Consider the following 17,844-nt stretch of genomic DNA (forward strand, 5'->3'; position numbering starts at 1 on the left):
AGCCTCCTGCTCGCGCAGCACCCCAATAATCTGCTCTTCTGTAAATCTCTGCTTCTTCATAAGTCCGTCCTCAATGGGCCGAACTCTAATCAATTTTGGAGGAAATTCTCAGTGGCAGGTCAGCCGCCTGAAGATCACGCTCGTTGATGGGCTCGATTTCTGACACGTAATCAGCCGCCAGGATGACTGGGGCAGGCAGGTTTTCTCTGATCTCTGAAATAACGATCAGGCGGCGCATGTCGCGGCATTCCGACATGAAATAACTGGCAATTCGCTCATGCTTGTCGCTGTCTTCGATGGTCATGACTGCGACATCGGGTTGATGGGATTCAGGTTGCGATCCGAAAAGCTCGGCTTTCGCCCCGTTCAGATAGTCAGAAGCATCGTAGCCTTCCGGCACCAGCAAGAGAGCTGCGCCATCATGGCCTGCGAAGAAAGCTCGATGCTGCTTCAATGCGCGCCGCAGCGAACAATAGAGCGCGTATTCGCGAGGCGTGGATCGAACGCGGCGTTGAAATTTTCCTTGAGACTTGGACATGGTCGTAAACTCGTAACGCAGAAAAAATTGGAAGAAGCGCTCAACCGCGATGGCGGCGTACCAGCGATTCCGGGCTGATCAGCGAGTCGAGGTCGATGTCGACAAAACGCTGCAGAACAAGGCTCGCGAGCCCGGCTATGGGGTTCGTCTCCCTGAACGCATTCAGACTTTCTGCGAGTGATAGTGTGCCGTGTTCTTCGAGACCGGCGAGCAGCCGGATACGATCAGCCAATGACACTTCGACGCCGACATATCGGAGCAGATCGCGCGCGTTCTTCAACCGGATGGGATCGATGTCACCGCGCAAAATCGCTTTGTAACCATATCCTTCACTAACGACGACGTCGTTGATCCAGGTGGGCGGCGCATCTTTCGAAAGGACGTCAATCACCAGGATGCCATTGTCGGTCTCGGCAATGATATCGGGCTTGTGCGTGTCATAGCCGTGACTGAAGGTCAGCTTGCGGCATGCCCATGCAGCAACCGAACTATCGACGTCCAACAGGCATCCAACATCACGGGCCAAAGGGCTCGTAAGGATCACGGGTCCGACACAACGGACATATTGAATTTTCGAGGAGGAATCAGTCGGGCTGAAAGCGCGACGTCTTTGGGTATGAACACTCATAACAGAACCCACAAACAGGCAATGGACCGTGCCCCATCGTCAGGGGCGGCGGATCAAAGCGATATTCGTAGGTTGTGCGAGCGTGTTTTCATGATGAGAACGAATAGAGAACAAAGGCTGAGTTGTCAAGGACTTTTATCGAGTGTTTGGGCGAATACTGACGCGGTGCATGCATTTTAAAAATGCAATGGCATTGTCGATGCTCGTGCCGTTGTCCACGTCGATCTGGAATTTGACACCTCCATCTTCCTCGTGCCGCCAGTCCAACCACGGCAGTGCTTCAGCAATCGCGGCACGCCGATCCATGACCAGGTTAAAACGCCGCTTCGAATGCTTCGGATGAATATGCATTTTCACAGACAAGCCGCCGTCATCACGCTTTTCGGCATAACAGGCGACCGTGCTCGTGGTTGTCGCGATTTTCGCACGTCCGTCTGTGAAGGTCTGTTGCACTGCATAGGGTAAGCCCTCTGTTTGGAGCCGTTCCTTCATGGCTTCCCAAAGCGGGCATGTTGCAACGATGTCATCAGGGTCACGGTCCAAACCAAGCGCGGCTCTTGCTTCGGATCGAACGACAATTGTGCCTCCCAGCCGACCATCCCGAGGGTCGAAGACCGTTCTGATGCCACGGGCGCGAAGGGCAGTGCGAATGTTGCTGGGGCTGCAATTCAAATGCGAGCGGTAGAGCTGCGCATTGGCATATTTCCCGTCAAATGCCTCGAAAGACCGTCTGCGAACCATCGATTTCGTTTTCGAGATGGGAACCAATTTCAGCTGACCCTGCTTCGCCAGGCAGGAAATCGTCTGCATCTGCAACCCGGTTTGCGCCGCGATCTCGGCAAAGGTCATGTCATCGGACCGGCGTTTGATCGCGATCTCATGACCTGCCGGAGCAACATCGACATCAAAACAAAGACTGGCGAAACCCTGATACAGGGGGTCAGCGCGAACAGGTTGCAGGCGACCTTCCAGTACTGCAATCACCACATCGGAGGGCCTTGATCCGATCCGTCTCGCATATCCGCGTAAAGGCAACTGTCCCGACATCGTTTTGGCCTTGGCTGATGGCAGCACCTTGGCAACCAGTCTTTCGACTTCCGATGCCACGTATCGACGCCCCCGCGTCTGCCCCCTCGACACGGCCGTGATCGAATTGATGAAGCCTGCCTTTTCCAGTCTTGAGAACTCATGAGCGCGCAAGCCGGAAATTTCTTCGCTTTCTGTTGCCGTTACGAGCTGATCGATGGTGTCCTTCAATCTGTCCATCATATCCGGATCGAAAAACAGGTTGTAGCGGTCGAGACCAAGGCCCAGGTGCTTTACCAGATTTTTCAATCCGTCTTCGCTGATGTCGAGAACGCGCGATGCCTCCGCAAGGGTCAACTCCAGCCGATTTTCAGAAACCTGGTCCCTCAGAATGCGGGAAATTCTGCCCGTCTTGGCAAGGGCCTCCCTCATGGCTGCGATGCAATCGTCCACTAGGTCCGACCGTTCGCAAGGAACCACGAAGTTCAATGCACCGTAGACGAATTTCGAACCTCTCTTCCGTTCTTCCAGCGTCCAGTTCTCGGTCAGCCATTGCTGGATCGAGGCGACGAGATGCATCCGGCTTGCAGACAGTGCCGCATACGAGAGGGCAATATTTTCACCGCCATTCCGTCCACCCCTACGTTGAAAAATGCGCGACAGGAAAGTGATCGCATCGATAATCTCCGCCAACGGCCTGCCGACAAACAACTCCGGCTCCGGACCGCAGTCATGGCGCAGGCGGTGGATGATGAATCCTTCGAACCGGGTGCAAGCATCGGAATGTCTGCACGCTGTTCGCGCGAGGTCTTCGCCACGAGGCGTTAACGTGACACCCGACTTGACCCACCGGAGCCATTCTCCTGCTTCGCTCTTTCCGTTGAGCTTCAGACCATGCAACGGGCAGTTCTGGAATGCCTGGATGTCCCACCAGACCTTGTGCGTGTGATCCTCGGCGAGACATGCCGGACATAAACGCCGCTTGGTGATGCTCAGCTGACGGACACGAACGGCATCGTCGCCAAGGTGGTAGAGCTTTCCTCTCCGCAATGGCGTTGCCTGGATCAAGACGTTTCTCGACGCTTCATCGAGCCCAAGCGTCAACAGCGAGTTCAGCAGCTCCTCGGGATTGATGTGCTTTCCATTCAGCCCGATTTCCGTCGCATAGATTTTCGTGCTCGAATGACCCTCATCCTCAACCAACCTCGAAAAGTAGCCATAAGATGGCTCTCCTGGTTCCGGCTTGAGGTGCCAACTGGAGAACGGGCGGGCAAGGATGTTCTCGACCTTCATGTCATTCCTCCAGGAAGAAATCGTTGGTCGCGCCGACCGACAGTTCAGACCAGGACTCTTCGTGAAGGTGGCTTCGCATGATGCAGGCCGTTCCGTCGTTGATGGCCCGGTAGGCGGCCCGACGAACAAGGTTCATGACACGGCCGATAATGCCGTCGCTGTAGCGGTAGAAATCATAGGTCCATCCCGCTCTGCTCAAGCGCGAAGAGGCTGTAAACGGCATGCGCTTGTCGATGCCCTCAAGCAGCAGTCGGAAGTGCTCCATGCCGATCTCATCCGTTCCCATCGCCTGGATATGCTTGGCAGGGAAGCCGCCCCGTCCGACAAGGTAATCGATGTTGCGCACGAAGGTCTGCAGCCGCTTCTCGCCAACCATCAGGACATTGAGAGAATTCAAGTCCGCCAGCTGTTTGACGAAACTCTGAAACTCGGCAACATGCTTGCGGTGACGGTCGAAAAACAGAAATTGCGCGTCATCGATGATGACCAGTTCGGTTCCTGCTCGTTTCAGCCGCAGCAGTGCGTTGCGCACCAGCGTCGGGATTTTTACAGACGGCACTGAACGGGCACCGGTCTCGAAGTAAATCCGTTCCGCCATTGTCGCAGGTGTCATTTCCGACGCTGCTGGAATGTAGACGACGGGGTAGATTTCGCCGTCATCCGCCAGTTTGGGCGGAATGTTTTCGGCGTAATACCGGCAGATGGCCGACTTGCCAGTTCGCGAATGACCAAGCAGCCCACCGATGTTGCCGGTGTCCGCGAGACCCCCTTCAATGGGATAATGGAAGCGGCGAATAAACTCCTGGGCAGCCTTGAACTGCGGATAGGGGTAGAGTGCCGTCTTTACCAACATCTGCCGCTCATGAATGGGAAGAGCGGCTGCAGCGCGACGCTCCTCGTCGGTGCGATACGGTGTGATATGGAATGTCTGTCGGCTGGTCATGATCAATCGTCCCATTCTGCGTTGCGAGCGCGGATGTCATCGATCTTGTCGACTGCACTGCTCGCAGACGTTGTTGGATTTTCAGGCGCATCGACAGCTTCTGGAGGCCGTCCATCCCGTTCCTGTTCAGACGCTGCCGTTGCTCGGACAGGGGGCTTTCGCGACGGCACGGTGGGCGCTTCAAAATCGATGCGGCCGCCGCCCTGAGGCGTGGGTTCGACCTCGATTGTCCTGGTGTATTGCAGGCGCTTCTGGTTCGAACCAAGAAAGCGTGCCAGCTTGTGAGCGGTGTTGTGCTTCTTGCGAAGCGAATGCAAGTCCATCAGCTCATTCTGAAGTGCCGCCATTGACTCGTAGAGGGCGGATGCATCCTCAATCGCCTTGTTGCGCTTGAGGTGGTATTGCATCACCTTCTCGTGCTGGAACTTGCTCAGACCCTTGGCATACTTCTGGTCAGACGGCGTTGCCGGGACCAGATAGATGCGATTGGAATACGGGTCGTGGGCCCAGACATGATCAAGGTTCTTTGGGTCCCTGATGACCATGTACTTCCGGCCCTGCTTGTGATGAGGGTGAAGCAGGATCGCCTGGAGCGATGGGTCTTGGTAGATGATATGGCTCCATTGGATGCCGTATTGCTGAATGGTGAGATATTTGCAGTTGCCCGCAAGCCGAACGAAGATTTCTTCGTCGACTGGAACAACCGGCTCGCTGAGCGCAATTCCCTTCTCCCAAAGGTCGGCAGGAACGCCTTTGGCTCGGGCAATGTGACCCAATCCGGCATGAGCCCGACGGTTATGGATTTCGGCAAAATAGCGATAGAGGAAGCCTCTGACTTCCTGCATTGTCAGGATCGGAACGCCCTTCTGCTTGATCTCGTCAAACATCTTGCGTTCGTCGATGGAGCCAGTTGTCGTGCCCGGGAGACGATGGACAAGGTCCTGATTGACCAGATGAAAGAGGTGTTCCTCGGCACCCTTTTCATGCGGGTGCCCCGGTCTGTATTCGACAGTCTGAAAGCCGAGTTGGATCGCTGCGTTCTGGATGTCGTATCCCAGGAAATGAAGCGCATTGTCGACACCAATTTTTGATGGTCTGCCATACCACGGGAATTCCACCCCCTCCGGCAGCTCCTCGGGCCGCTTCGGAAAAATGGCGTTGCGTAAACCGGAAAGGAAAGTATCGAAACTGGGAGTTCCGAAACTCAGTTCAAAACCAAGAACGATGCCGCTGTGCCGGTCTCTGAACGTCAACAGGTCCGGTCTGCCATAAGCGACCGGATGTTCGTCATCGATGACGACAATATCCAGATCGGTGTGGTCGACGTCGACAACATCGAGCGGTCGTGTCGGCCTCTCGATACGAGCCCGCGTCGCATGCTTTCGTTCCGCAAATTCGGGACCGTAGGTCAGGAAATCGTGCGTGAAGTGATCGAGGTCAGACAAACGTCGCTGAACCGTTCGATCCGACATCTGAAACTTGCCGTCTTTGAACATCCAGCCGAGATCGGCATATTCGCCCTCCGGACTGCACAATTTCCTGATGCGGGCGTCAACGGCAAGCCAGGTGCCCTTTGACCCCGATACTGCATCCTGAATTGCCAAGGAGACCATCTCTTCAACCCGCCGCGCAAACACATGTCTCCGGTTTCCCGGACGCGGCATGGGTGCCAGCGCAAGCATCCTGTCGAAATACCGTCCCTCTTCCTGTTTTCCGATCCAGCGGTAAACAGTGGGAACCGATGGAGGCGTCTCACCAAGCTTTTCTGCGACTTCGGCAATGACCCGCTTGATAATCTTCCTGGAATGTTGGCCAAGGCCTGCCTTCCTGCACGCGTCTGCAATTGCGTCCAGGTAGGCCGCCCTGCGCTTCGGCTCCTTCAATTCCTTTGCAGTCATCACCAATGCGCTGCCAGGGACTGCACCGCGATCATCCTTTTGGGAGACGGAGACCGGTCTGATCTGGTTGTTCGCATTCAGATGGGCGATCTGGAAATGGCTGAGGTAAACTTGCGCGCCATATTGCATGTCTTCCAGCACCACACGCGTCGGCGCGTCGCCAGATTTGTGCAACCATTGTTTGACGATGAAATGCCCGTAGGCCTGCCGGTCAGGCGTATAGAGGAAATACCGGTCGTTCACGTTCATCTTGAACTCCTGGGTCTCTTTGACCGAGGGGTCGTGCAACGGTACGGCAAGGGCCTCATGCGAAAGCAGCTTGTGAACCGGGTTCAAGAACTCGAAACGGTCGGGGACGATGCTCATCTTCCACCTCCCGCCACGCGCCTCACGACGCTTGTCTCCGAAAATGGACGGTCGAGATCGATCTCCAATTCGCCAAGGATCACCAGTTGCATGACGCCGGAAAATGTCAGGCTGCGATCCCGTTGAGGTCGCAGAATTTCATCGAATGCCTGGTGCTGCTGGCCGAGTTTCACCTCGCGCAACAACGTGCCAAGCGTCACCGGCATCTGAACGAAGCGGAGCAATTGCCGAAGCTTTGCGAGAGGTACGTTCGATTGCGCAACTGCCCGGTGGGCCCAGAGCGTCTTGATATTGTCGAAAAGCGGCTGCGCGTGGATATGCCGCTCATCGAGGACGGTATAGGCGCTGTCATAGACATCACGGCAGAATTCGCGAAGGTTCAGCTCCCTGTCTTCATAAAAGCTGTTTGCCTGCCGGATTTGATAGGGAACGAAGTCGATGAAGACGACCGAGCCATCCTTTTTAAGGACCGCCAGATCGGGCGTCTGTTCGCGCTTTTTCAGGTTGCCGGACTCGTCCATCACCCCGAACACGAGGGAAAGGGGATAGGGCGAAATCCGCCTCACCTGCGGATCGGTGTCGATATGCATCAACCCGTCCGCCATCAGCGGCGCGCGATAGCGGATTTTTTGTTGCGGTGCCTTGCTCGTTGGAAACCAGCCCGGCAAGGTCTTGTGCCTCAGGCGGACGGGTGGCGACCAGACGGGCTCGTGGCCATCGCTGAAAATGCTCGACAAGGAATGGCGAGCGCGAAAATCTACGCTCATGAGAAGTCTCCCTCAGCACGCAGGCCCATGGCTCGCGCGCAGCAATGATTTCGGTTCTGACGAAAGCGGGATCAGAAACCTATTAGGAGACGGGAGACGGTTGCGCCGGGACGACGCTGATGGTGCCGAAATCGGCTAGTTGAGAGTTGGCAATTGGTGTTCATGTCGACCATCGCTGTTGCATTGAAAGCAGTTCGATGGGACGGGCTCCGCGATTACGCCGAGCCAAAGGTCTGACTCAACGAAAACGAAGGAAGCGGCCGTCCCGCTTGCATAGCTGTCGTATCGATATCGTTGTCACGTTCAGGTCCTTTTAAAACGGGGCGTCAGCCTCGGATGACGGGAATATGTTCTACGTTTGTTCCAAAGTCAAGGAGGTGTTTTATGCGTTTTCGTTTGGTCGCCGTCACTCGGACTGCCCGGTATAGGGGCACGTCCGAGTGACGCTTGCGCCTGTCACAGTCCAAGCCAAGAAGTGAAGCGCTTCCAAAGCTTGCCAAAGAAGCCAAGTTCCTGGGCCTGACGTTCAGCGTGAGCCGCCGCAGAAACACGTTGGTCGTGCACTCGATTGGCTTGTATCTCATCCGCAGAAAAAGCGCGCGTCCATCTGATCTCGTTTCGCGCTATGACGTAATGGGACTGGCAAGCTGAACTCCAATTCCCGATTGACGGATGAAGTGTGACAAGCCCATTTTCGTTTTTCATCTCCCATTTTCCAGGCTTCAGCGGCGTTACGATCTTTACGCCGCAACCGCAGCAGCAATTGTGTGCAGCGGTGCCGAATTCTTCGGAAATGTATAGGACGCCGTCATCCATCACCTTCGGTATTCGGCGAACAAATTCCGGGTGTATCGACTTGAGCTTTGTCATAGATATCATCTTTGCAAAGAAGGCTGTTTCCTATGGTGTATGAGATGAAACGCTCATGGCCAATGTCGAAATAGAAGCCTCTGGTTTTTTTCCATTCGATGACCGCCAGGCAGGCGTTCAGCGCGTTCAGATCAGCAACCTGAATATTTCGGTCGTACTCGTTTTCAACGTCGTCCACTGCGAAGGATATGCGCGCACGCGCTTCCGCACGACGGTCGGGGAGACTACGAACCGTTCGCAAAATGCCGCCAATACTGGCACGCTTTGTGTAAAGACCCATTCCCACGTCGATGAAGGGCGTTCCCAGCGCTTCCAGCTTGTCGATGATCATTCGCTTTGCCGGTCCGCTTTCCATGCAAAGAAACACGAACGACATATTCTGGAGCTGATCGAGATTTTCGCCTGTCAATTTCTCAGGGTGAGCTACGATGCCACGATGCATCTTGGAATAGGTGGCAGCAAAATAGTCGACCTTCTTGGGTCGAAGTCTAAGCTCTTCGAGAGAAGGCGCGCCAGGGGCCCTAAACGCGTTATGAGTTAGGAAGTCGTCATCGTCGAACAGATGGATTCTTCTCGCATTCGTCTTGGCGATCAAGTCCAGGACATACGACCCTGTTCCACCGAGGCCAACGATGGCAATCGCCTCTTCGGCCAGCTTTTCTGCTGCCTCGTTGATTTCGGCACGGGAAGAGGCGGTGTCGAGGTAATGGTGAGGCGACGTTTCGGGATCGCCTTCAACAATGCGAAAAGTTCTGGCTGTTGCATTTGGATCGATGGCTGCCACCTCCCTCGCCAACAAGGCGATATAGGCAGTCATCTTCTCATGATAGTCATTGTAGTAGCCGCAAAGCGGCTTCCTGGAAAAGGAGTGATCGGCCTTCAACCCGCTTCCAAGCTGAAATTCTTGAGTTTGATGCTGCAGGATCACCAACTGGTTCCCATTGCTGTCACATGGAAAGTCGCCACAGAACTTTGCCGTGTGATCCTGCGGACGAACGGTCCGATCCCCTGCCAAATCTAGGTTCGAGGCCAAAGCCCCTAATGCAATGGTTCTGTCGCCTTTGACGTACGGGACGTCACTTATAACCAGAAAATTCTGGTTCGTGATTTGGACGTTGTACCCCTCGTCGCGAAGTCTCTGAAGATCGGGATTAAGAGCGATTAGTGTGTGCGACATCGAAGTTGGTCCCGTGTTTTTTCACAGTGACACTGCCGTTCTGGGCAAGATCACCGTGATGAGGTTTGCTCTTTGCGTGTTCGAAGCTCACGGTAAACGCCGGATCGGTTCCGGTCGGCGGATTTGGAAAAGCAAGCTTCACAAGCTGGTCAAACGTCAGAACGTCATGATCGACGACAAATGGATCGGTGTTGATCGTGATGGAGAAGTGCTTTTCGGGCGCTTCTCCGCTGTGGAAGTGCTCATCCTGCTTCAGGTGTATCGTCGGCTGATCGATCCTGACTAGCTTGTCTTCTTCATTGCCAGTCACTTCTCGATAGAGAACACGGCCGTCACGGACGTGGCCCAGTTCGTACAGGTCGATGCCGCTCGTGGGATTGCGGGAGTGATACTGCTTTTGATCAATGTGGATTCGAACGGAGTTAACTGCATCTTGATTCATTTTCATGCTCGCTTTCGGTATGATTTCGTTCGCTATATCGAACAACGCCATGTAGCGCTTGTCAAGTGCATTTTTGTTCGATATATAGAACAACAGCAAATGTTTGAAAAAACGGGAAAAACATGACTGTATCGCTGCGTGACAAGCTGAAAAAACACAGATTGGAATTGGGGTACTCACTGGACGAGTTGGCAAAGCTGTCCGGTTCGAGCAAAAGTTATCTGTGGGAGCTGGAAAATCGCGAGACCCGTAAGCCGTCGGCAGAAAAGCTTATCAAGATCGCCGAGGTCCTGAATGTTACGACCGACTATCTGATTGACGATAACGCGACGTTTGACGATGCCCAGGTGAAGGAGGTCTTCTTCCGCAAATTCAATAGCCTTGACGACGAGACCAAGGAAAAGGTGATGGACATGATCGACGTCTGGAGTCGCAAAAAGTGAAGCAACCCACGACATGGGATGGTTGGGCTTCACGTGTCTCGCTTTTTGCCCGGGAGGGAAAGAAACTCCTGGACCTTCCACGGTTTCCAATACGGATAGAGGAGTTCGCTGAGGGCTATAGCAGACAGCTTTTCCCCGGCGACCCCATTACGATGATTGATAGCAGGGACTTTGGTGGCAAGTTTGAAGGCGCGTTGGTACCCAACGTCGCTAAAGATGAGTGGGCCATTATATACGATCACGGCCATACGTCCCGAGGCCGGATCAACTTCACTTTGGCTCACGAGTTCGGCCACTACCTCATTCATAGGCGGCTCAGTGGCGATCCATTTTATTGCTCCCGCCGCCAGATGATGGAATGGGACAGCAAATATTCTCAGATGGAAGCTGAGGCCAATAGCTTCGCTGCCTTCGTCCTCATGCCGCCCGACGATTTTCGTGAGCAAACGAAGAATTTCCAGAAGCCGACGCTCCGAGATTTTGAAATCTTGCGCGACCGGTATGAAGTCTCCTTAACTGCCGCAGTTCTTAATTGGCTGAAGTCGACAAGTGTGAGAGCCATGCTCGTGGTCGGACGGGACGGGTTCATCGATTGGTCTTGGAGCAGCTCGACGTTGTACAATTCCGGCGTCTATTTCTCGGCAAGGAAAGTGACCATAGCTTTACCAGAGCAATCACTGGCAGCTTTGGGGCCAACTTGCGGCATTACCAGCCAGCAACACCCCAAGGGTGTCTGGAACGACGATACGGCCGTCTTCGAGTCCGTGGTTTTTGCGGAACACCATGGCATGACGCTGTCGTTGCTAATTTACGGGTGACAAAAGCCGAATTTCCAACAATCCGTTGGCCTTGTTCAGTGTGTATCGAAATCGTTATACGGGCTCCCGCATACGACGCTGACGTATATTTCTAGCAGGCATTGCCGCGTCGGATCAGGTTCGTTGACAAACCGGAATTCCATCGCCCTCATCCGGATCAGGGCGTCGTTGAACGCCCTTAGAAATTCAGCATCGAGCATGAGATTGGCCCGCGATGTCGGTCCGCTCTTGTAATCGCTCTTCAATATGCCGGTCGCTTCGCGAGCGAGCTTGAAGGCGAAAGGTGCATTGTTATGGCCTGTCCCGTGGCGCGTATGTTGGCCATACCGTGATCTGACATTCCTGGTACGGCCGACATAGAGATGACGGCCATTTTCGGAAAATAGGTAGACGCCAGACCCCTTGATATGAGACGGCAATATTCCGTCCGTGACAGGGTCCATCTGCATCAATGTTTCGAATTTCGGGTGCAGAGCCTCGGTAAAGGTCAGGAATTTTTCATGCATGCTCAACAGCTTTTATGATTTGCCACTCAGGCAGTGGGTGTTTCCGTTGGGGGAGCATATGCTGGTGGCCGACGCGCAATCAAAGTCCCGTTTTCAATAATGGTAGCGCCAGGAAAGAGGCTTGCCTCAATGGCTTCTCTTTGAATGGTTCTTGTCGCGTGCGAGTGAGCTATGATCGCTTTGCTGTGCCCTCTGCCAGGAGGAGCGACGCTTACAATAGTTTTCGATGGGAAGCGCGCTTTGAACATCTTCATCGTTGCTAGCTGGTCTGAGTCGGCGGTAACCAAATATGCAACGTCAAAAACATCAAGGTGAGCGTCGCTAATAAGGTGGATCGCGAGATTTACATCGCCTTCCTTTTCGGTGGGATGCAAATAATCATGTCCCTCATGGCAGCGACGTGGTTCCTCAGTAAAGTGGCCCTCAACGCACACCACTCCTGCCCACAGTTGAGCCTTCTTGTATTCGCGCCATCGCAGCATCTTTTGGGTGTTTTTGTTGTTAACTGCCGTGCACCACACAACTCGGACCACCTCTTCCCCATTCCGCGCGAATTGGCGGGAAAGAGCGAACAAATTTACCCACTTTAGATGGGGTGCTCCGAGATCATCAATTGCGTGATAAAGGTTGAAGCCGTCAATATATACAGCGGCTCTAATGGAAACGGCGGCACCAGGGCCGCCGTGGGCTGCCGGTAAACCGACAGCGTTGATGACAGTATTCATAGCCCATCGCCTTGAAAAAATCAATGCCCTTTTTTCTAAACTATGATGTGAAGTCTAAATTTTAGCCTAACGGCCTGGTTGTGATCGAGCAGGTTTGTCAAGCTAACAGGGTTTTAGAAAAAAAGAAGATGCAGCATTTGCCCAGAAAGGGTGTTTTTCCCGGTGTTTTATGAATTAAGTTGCACTCGTTTCCGCCGACAGGCACATTTTATCAAAAATATTACGGAGGCTGCTCTTATGGACGGAGATATTCAAAATGAATTTGTATTGGCGCAATACCTAAAGTTACCAACTGTTCAGATGGATGAATTGATTGATGGCGGTTTCTTAGAGAAACATCTAGGTAAAACCCAAAAAGTAGAATATGCACCCTTCACGCCCCACCAAACTTTGAGAGAAGCTATAGAAGCTGCTAAAGAAAATAAAGACGCAGACTTAATACTTCATATGAAAGGCGGAGTGGTTAAATCTTATTTTATTCTCCCGCATTTGACCGTTGTATATAATCACTCTCACGATGATTTTCAAAGAATCGAAAGTGAGGTTGGCAAGCCCAAAAGAAAGCGTCGCACCGGTAGAATTATCAGGTAATACTGATTTCGGTCGTTCTAGGACCTAATGCAGCGATAGTCAGTTCCCTAATCGGAGGTCCATAATGCGTGGCATAATCGGTTCAGGTACGTGGCAAACATACACCTGGAAGAATGATCTTCACCTTCAATCCAGCCGCGTGGCGGTGAGCTTCGCAGAGTATATGGATGAGGAATATTCTGGCGCGCATGTGCCATTCCACATGCTGGAAAGGGCCTTCGTCCTGTGCGGTTTCATCATGCGTCGGATGATGGAGACCAGGGTCGTTACAGACAAGCTCCGAGAGCGCGAGATCGAAGTGAGATGCCTGGCGAAAGCCGCCGATGAACCGTTCTTCAAACCGTGGGTCAGCAACACGGGTCCGCGTGAATTTCGTCAATATGCGATGGAAGCCCCCGAGCTGGTCAAGATGACGATCCGGGAGTTTGGAAACGAGATCATACACGCCTCGCAATTGGCGATTGCCTATGACTTTGAGCAGTTTGACGACGGTATACTGATTGCGTCTGACTGGCATTATAAGAAGCGACTGCTACACGTCACGCCTGCGGAATTTCAAGCCATCGTTGACCTCGTCCTCAACGATGAAATCACGTCCATGCGAGATGCCTACGACGGCGACCCGGCCGACGGCAAAATCACCTGCATCCGTGAGTAACAGGGCGCGTTAACCATACGAGTCTCATCTCATGTGGCGAGGAGTCTCACCTCATGTGGCGAGAGTCTCATCTTATGTGGCGACCTACAAAAAACTGGTGCTGCAGAGGAGGATTGAACTCCCGACCTCTCCCTTACCAAGGGAGTGCTCTACCACTGAGCTACTGCAGCATCCGTCCGCGACGACGCATATGAGCGTGTCGGGTGAAGCGGGTCGCCTATTGCCACATGTTCCGACATCACGCAAGCGCCGCACCCCAAGTTTTTTCAGAAGCCACCGCAACCTTTCTTGCGGGCGCGTTCTGCGCTATCTGCAATTCTTCAAATGAAACGATGCGAGATGGGGGCAGGGCGATGACGTCCGGCGAAGACGAAACCAGCGACAAGGGCGATGTGCGCGACCGGGAATCGCGCAAGCGTGCGGCCGAAGCGATGCGGCGCGAGAAGGAAGCGGAGAAGAAGCGGCTGGCCGGTGCGCTGCGGGCCAATCTCATGCGGCGCAAGGCGCAGTCGCGGGCACGGCGCGAGGGCGAGGCGGATGAGCGCGACGAGGGGCTTCCCGGCGCGCGCCTGCCGGATGCCGACTGAGGCGAGGACCGGAGGCGATTCGCGCCTGGACTGCCCTCCCTTGGCTTGAAGAACGCAGGGGCTATCGGCCTTCATGCGCAAAAGGGCAGTACACCTGCCCTAAATCATCCTCAATCGCGGCCGAAACAGGTCATCCGACCGGCCGAGGGGGCCTTATTTCCGGCCTTTCTTGAAGGCGCTCCGGCTTTGGGTTATGGGGACCGTCACACCTGACAAGATCGGCGTCATGCGGACGCCTGAAAGAGAAACACTCATGGATCGCATTCGCATTGTCGGCGGCAAGCCGCTGAACGGCATCATTCCCATCTCCGGCGCGAAGAATGCCGCCCTGCCGCTGATGATCGCGTCGCTTCTGACCAGCGATACGCTGACGCTCGAAAACGTGCCGCATCTGGCCGACGTGGAGCAGCTGCTGCGCATTCTCGGCAATCATGGCGTCGATATTTCCGTCAACGGCCGCCGCGAGCACCAGGACGGGACCTATTCCCGCACCATTCATTTCACCTGCCGCACCATTGCCGAAACGACGGCGCCTTACGAGCTTGTCTCGAAGATGCGCGCCTCCTTCTGGGTCATCGGGCCGCTGCTCGCGCGCGAAGGCCGCGCCCGCGTTTCGCTGCCGGGCGGCTGCGCCATCGGCACGCGTCCGGTCGATCTCTTCATTGAAGGTCTCGCCGCCATGGGCGCCGAGATGGAAATCGATGGCGGCTACATCAATGCCAAGGCGCCCAAGGGCGGCCTGATCGGCACGCGCTACACCTTCCCGAAGGTCTCGGTTGGCGCCACCCATGTTCTCCTCATGGCGGCCTCGCTTGCCAATGGCACGATGGTGATCGGCAATGCCGCGCGCGAGCCGGAAATCGTCGACCTTGCCAACTGCCTCAACGCCATGGGCGCCAAGATTACGGGTGCGGGCACCTCCACCATCACCATCGAGGGCGTCAAGTCGCTCTCGGGTGCGCGCCATCGCGTCCTGCCCGACCGTATCGAAACCGGCACCTATGCCATGGCCGCTGCCATGGCAGGCGGCGATGTGACGCTGGAAGGCACGAGCGTCGATCTGCTCGACACGGCGCTTGAGGCGCTGCGTCGCTCCGGCGCCGAAGTCATCGCGCTGCCGACCGGCATTCGCGTCATTGGACACGGCGATGCGATCAAGCCGGTGGATGTCGTGACTGACCCTTATCCGGGTTTCCCGACCGACCTGCAGGCGCAGTTCATGGGCCTCATGACCCGCTCGACCGGCATTTCGCACATCACCGAGACGATCTTCGAAAACCGCTTCATGCATGTGCAGGAGCTCGCCCGCCTTGGCGCGAAGATCTCGCTCAACGGCCAGACGGCCCGCGTCGAAGGTGTGTCGAAGCTGAAGGGCGCGCAGGTCATGGCGACCGACCTCCGCGCTTCCGTGTCGCTGGTCATTGCCGGTCTGGCTGCAGAAGGCGAGACGCTGGTGTCGCGCGTCTACCATCTCGACCGCGGCTTCGAGCGGCTGGAAGAAAAGCTGACCCGTTGCGGCGCAATTGTCGAGCGCATCAGCGATTGATCATCCCTGGCCCGCTTGCTCGCAGTTGCGGGGCGGGCTATCGCTTCTTATCTGCGTATCAAAGAGCGCTGTCTGATAGCAATTCCAGCAAAAGTGCCCGGCGGTTTTGCCTCCGGAATTGCGATGCAATAAAGCGGACGGGCGGCGCGCAAGACGCAAAGGTGAGACTATGAGTGGTTTGAAACTGCTGGCGCTGGACGAAGAAGACCTCGACATCGTATCCGCCCATATGCAGGATTCGGTTTTCAAGGTGGCGGAATGCGCCTTTGACGCCCGCACGATGCAATTTTCCATGACGGCCAACCGGTTCGTCTGGGAAACGGCGTCTGAGCGGGGCCGGCCTTTCGAGCGTCGCAAGGCGGCGCTGGTGTTCAAGCGGGTGAGTGCGGTGAAATCCACCGGCGTGGATCGCAAGAACAAGGACGCCGTGCTGGACCTGCTGGCCATCCGCTTTGAAAAGCGCGGCGAGGGTCCGGATGGCGTGATCGAGCTGATGCTGGCCGGTGGCGGCGTGGTGCAGCTTGATGTGGAATGCATTGAAGCGCAGCTTGCCGATGTTGGCGGCGCGTGGGAAACGAAATCGAAGCCGCAGCATCGGGTTGATGCCTGAGCAGGTCTTTGTTTGACGCAATTCCGGACGCGAAACCGGTTTCCACTTTCGCTGGAATTGCTTTGGTCTAGCCGCCCCTGCCCAGGGGCGGGACGTCGGAAGGGAATGGGGAATTGGCAATTTGGCTTGACTGGAGCGAGGCGGATTTCGAAGCGAAGTTCGCCGCTTTCCTGACGACGAAGCGTGAAGTGTCCGAGGATGTCGGGCATACCGTTCGCGAGATCATTGCCGATGTGCGCGCGCGCGGCGACGCGGCGCTGGCGGAATATACGCTGCGTTTCGACCAGCTCGATTTTGCCGAGACGCCGATGCGCGTCACGGCGGACGAGATCGAGGATGCCTTTGCGCAGGTCGAGCCGGAAGTGCTGGATGCGCTGCATCTGGCCGCTGCCCGCATCACCAGGCACCATGCCCGCCAGATGCCGAAGGACGATATCTATGAAGACGATATCGGCGTCGGTCTCGGCTCGCGCTGGACGGCGATCGAGGCGGTCGGGCTCTATGTGCCCGGCGGTTCGGCGAGCTATCCAAGCTCGGTTCTGATGAATGCGCTGCCGGCCAAGGTTGCCGGCGTGCCGCGCGTCGTCATGGTCGTGCCGGCCATGCGCGGCAAGATCAACCCGACCGTGCTGGCCGCTGCCCGCATTGCCGGCGTGGACGAGATCTACCGCATTGGCGGCGCGCAGGCTGTGGCTGCACTTGCCTATGGCACCGAGACGATTGCGCCGGTCGCCAAGATTGTCGGTCCCGGCAATGCCTATGTGGCGGCCGCCAAGCGCGAAGTGTTCGGCACGGTCGGCATCGACATGATTGCTGGCCCGTCCGAAGTGCTGGCGATTGCCGACAAGGATAACGATCCGGACTGGATTGCCGCCGATCTTCTGGCGCAAGCCGAGCATGACCGCGCCGCGCAGGCGATCCTGATTTCCGACGATGCGGCCTTTGCCAAGTCGGTCAGCGATGCGGTGGAGCGGCAGCTTCGCCTTCTGCCCCGCGCCGATACGGCCGCGGCAAGCTGGCGTGACTATGGCGCGGTGATCATCGTGCCCTCGCTCGACAAGTCGGTGCCGCTGGCTAACCGCATTGCCGCCGAACATCTGGAACTGGCCGTGGCCGATCCCGATGCGCTGATGGCGGAAATCCGCAATGCGGGGGCGATCTTCATCGGTCGCCACACGCCGGAAGTCATCGGCGATTATGTCGGCGGCTCGAACCATGTTCTGCCGACGGCGCGTTCGGCGCGGTTCTCGTCGGGCCTGTCGGTGCTGGAATTCGTCAAGCGCACCTCGATCCTGCGTCTCGGCCCGGATCAGCTGCGTGCGCTCGGGCCATCGGCCATTGCGCTTGCGAAGTCGGAAGGGCTTGACGCCCATGCCCGCTCGGTCGGCATTCGCCTCAATCTCGGGAGCTGA

Annotated in this window: 19 protein-coding genes and 1 tRNA gene; 8 read left to right on the plus strand and 12 right to left on the minus strand. The window is 55.8% G+C overall.

The annotated features are described in order from the left end of the window. Positions 1–85: 85 nt before the first annotated feature. From LQK84_RS13395 to LQK84_RS13435, 9 genes are all read right to left on the minus strand, one after another. Complete coding sequence (locus tag LQK84_RS13395; protein ID WP_230829238.1) at positions 86–538, minus strand: hypothetical protein; 453 nt, start codon at positions 536–538, stop codon at positions 86–88. Positions 539–578: 40 nt separating this feature from the next. Continuing rightward, positions 579–1,040: a hypothetical protein gene (locus tag LQK84_RS13400; RefSeq protein ID WP_230829239.1), complete on the minus strand. Its 462-nt coding sequence runs from the start codon at positions 1,038–1,040 to the stop codon at positions 579–581. Between the two features lie 261 nt (positions 1,041–1,301). Then, the gene (locus LQK84_RS13405; RefSeq protein WP_230829240.1) at positions 1,302–3,485 is read right to left on the minus strand and encodes a TniQ family protein; all 2,184 of its coding nucleotides are present in this window, start codon (positions 3,483–3,485) and stop codon (positions 1,302–1,304) included. A gap of 1 nt (position 3,486) precedes the next feature. Next, on the minus strand, positions 3,487–4,428 hold the full coding sequence (locus tag LQK84_RS13410; RefSeq protein ID WP_230829241.1) for an ATP-binding protein: 942 nt from the start codon (positions 4,426–4,428) through the stop codon (positions 3,487–3,489). 2 nt (positions 4,429–4,430) lie between these two features. Further along, the gene (locus tag LQK84_RS13415) at positions 4,431–6,692 is read right to left on the minus strand and encodes a hypothetical protein (protein ID WP_230829242.1); all 2,262 of its coding nucleotides are present in this window, start codon (positions 6,690–6,692) and stop codon (positions 4,431–4,433) included. Beyond that, positions 6,689–7,459, minus strand: coding sequence for a hypothetical protein (locus LQK84_RS13420; RefSeq protein WP_230829243.1), 771 nt, complete (start codon positions 7,457–7,459; stop codon positions 6,689–6,691). The genes LQK84_RS13415 and LQK84_RS13420 overlap by 4 nt, the downstream gene beginning before the upstream one ends. A 456-nt stretch (positions 7,460–7,915) precedes the next feature. Then, positions 7,916–8,275 (minus strand): DUF6527 family protein, encoded by a 360-nt coding sequence (locus LQK84_RS13425; RefSeq protein ID WP_230829244.1) that lies wholly within the window; start codon positions 8,273–8,275, stop codon positions 7,916–7,918. Next, complete coding sequence (locus LQK84_RS13430; RefSeq protein WP_230829245.1) at positions 8,268–9,506, minus strand: ThiF family adenylyltransferase; 1,239 nt, start codon at positions 9,504–9,506, stop codon at positions 8,268–8,270. Before LQK84_RS13430 ends, LQK84_RS13425 begins: the two co-directional genes overlap by 8 nt. Next, positions 9,481–9,999, minus strand: coding sequence for a multiubiquitin domain-containing protein (locus LQK84_RS13435; RefSeq protein WP_230829246.1), 519 nt, complete (start codon positions 9,997–9,999; stop codon positions 9,481–9,483). Before LQK84_RS13435 ends, LQK84_RS13430 begins: the two co-directional genes overlap by 26 nt. A gap of 71 nt (positions 10,000–10,070) precedes the next feature. Between LQK84_RS13435 and LQK84_RS13440 the strand changes: the two genes are divergently transcribed. Together LQK84_RS13440 and LQK84_RS13445 are read left to right on the plus strand one after the other, a co-directional pair. Next, the gene (locus tag LQK84_RS13440) at positions 10,071–10,391 is read left to right on the plus strand and encodes a helix-turn-helix domain-containing protein (protein ID WP_230829247.1); all 321 of its coding nucleotides are present in this window, start codon (positions 10,071–10,073) and stop codon (positions 10,389–10,391) included. Then, the gene (locus LQK84_RS13445; protein WP_230829248.1) at positions 10,388–11,209 is read left to right on the plus strand and encodes an ImmA/IrrE family metallo-endopeptidase; all 822 of its coding nucleotides are present in this window, start codon (positions 10,388–10,390) and stop codon (positions 11,207–11,209) included. The genes LQK84_RS13440 and LQK84_RS13445 overlap by 4 nt, the downstream gene beginning before the upstream one ends. Before the next feature lie 35 nt (positions 11,210–11,244). On the opposite strand, the gene LQK84_RS13450 is transcribed toward LQK84_RS13445, so the two are convergent. Together LQK84_RS13450 and LQK84_RS13455 are read right to left on the minus strand one after the other, a co-directional pair. After that, positions 11,245–11,715: a GIY-YIG nuclease family protein gene (locus tag LQK84_RS13450; RefSeq protein WP_230829249.1), complete on the minus strand. Its 471-nt coding sequence runs from the start codon at positions 11,713–11,715 to the stop codon at positions 11,245–11,247. 26 nt (positions 11,716–11,741) lie between these two features. Then, positions 11,742–12,440, minus strand: coding sequence for an NYN domain-containing protein (locus tag LQK84_RS13455; protein WP_230829250.1), 699 nt, complete (start codon positions 12,438–12,440; stop codon positions 11,742–11,744). A gap of 237 nt (positions 12,441–12,677) precedes the next feature. Between LQK84_RS13455 and LQK84_RS13460 the strand changes: the two genes are divergently transcribed. Continuing rightward, a complete protein-coding gene (locus tag LQK84_RS13460; RefSeq protein WP_230829251.1) occupies positions 12,678–13,031 on the plus strand; it encodes a hypothetical protein in 354 nt (117 codons plus the stop codon). Between the two features lie 64 nt (positions 13,032–13,095). Continuing rightward, complete coding sequence (locus LQK84_RS13465) at positions 13,096–13,689, plus strand: hypothetical protein (protein WP_230829252.1); 594 nt, start codon at positions 13,096–13,098, stop codon at positions 13,687–13,689. A 95-nt stretch (positions 13,690–13,784) separates the two neighbouring features. Here LQK84_RS13465 and LQK84_RS13470 read toward each other — a convergent pair. Beyond that, a tRNA-Thr gene (locus LQK84_RS13470) sits at positions 13,785–13,859 on the minus strand. Between the two features lie 183 nt (positions 13,860–14,042). Here LQK84_RS13470 and LQK84_RS13475 point away from each other — a divergent pair. From LQK84_RS13475 to hisD, 4 genes are all read left to right on the plus strand, one after another. After that, entirely contained in the window at positions 14,043–14,276 is a 234-nt protein-coding gene (locus tag LQK84_RS13475; RefSeq protein ID WP_230829487.1) for a hypothetical protein, read from the plus strand. A gap of 253 nt (positions 14,277–14,529) precedes the next feature. Further along, on the plus strand, positions 14,530–15,822 hold the full coding sequence (gene murA / locus LQK84_RS13480) for a UDP-N-acetylglucosamine 1-carboxyvinyltransferase (protein WP_230829253.1): 1,293 nt from the start codon (positions 14,530–14,532) through the stop codon (positions 15,820–15,822). A 169-nt stretch (positions 15,823–15,991) separates the two neighbouring features. Continuing rightward, a complete protein-coding gene (locus tag LQK84_RS13485; protein WP_230829254.1) occupies positions 15,992–16,432 on the plus strand; it encodes a DUF2948 family protein in 441 nt (146 codons plus the stop codon). Between the two features lie 113 nt (positions 16,433–16,545). Further along, a complete protein-coding gene (gene hisD / locus LQK84_RS13490) occupies positions 16,546–17,844 on the plus strand; it encodes a histidinol dehydrogenase (RefSeq protein WP_230829255.1) in 1,299 nt (432 codons plus the stop codon).

Source organism: Rhizobium sp. C4 (assembly GCF_021026315.1).
Taxonomy (GTDB): domain Bacteria; phylum Pseudomonadota; class Alphaproteobacteria; order Rhizobiales; family Rhizobiaceae; genus Ensifer_A.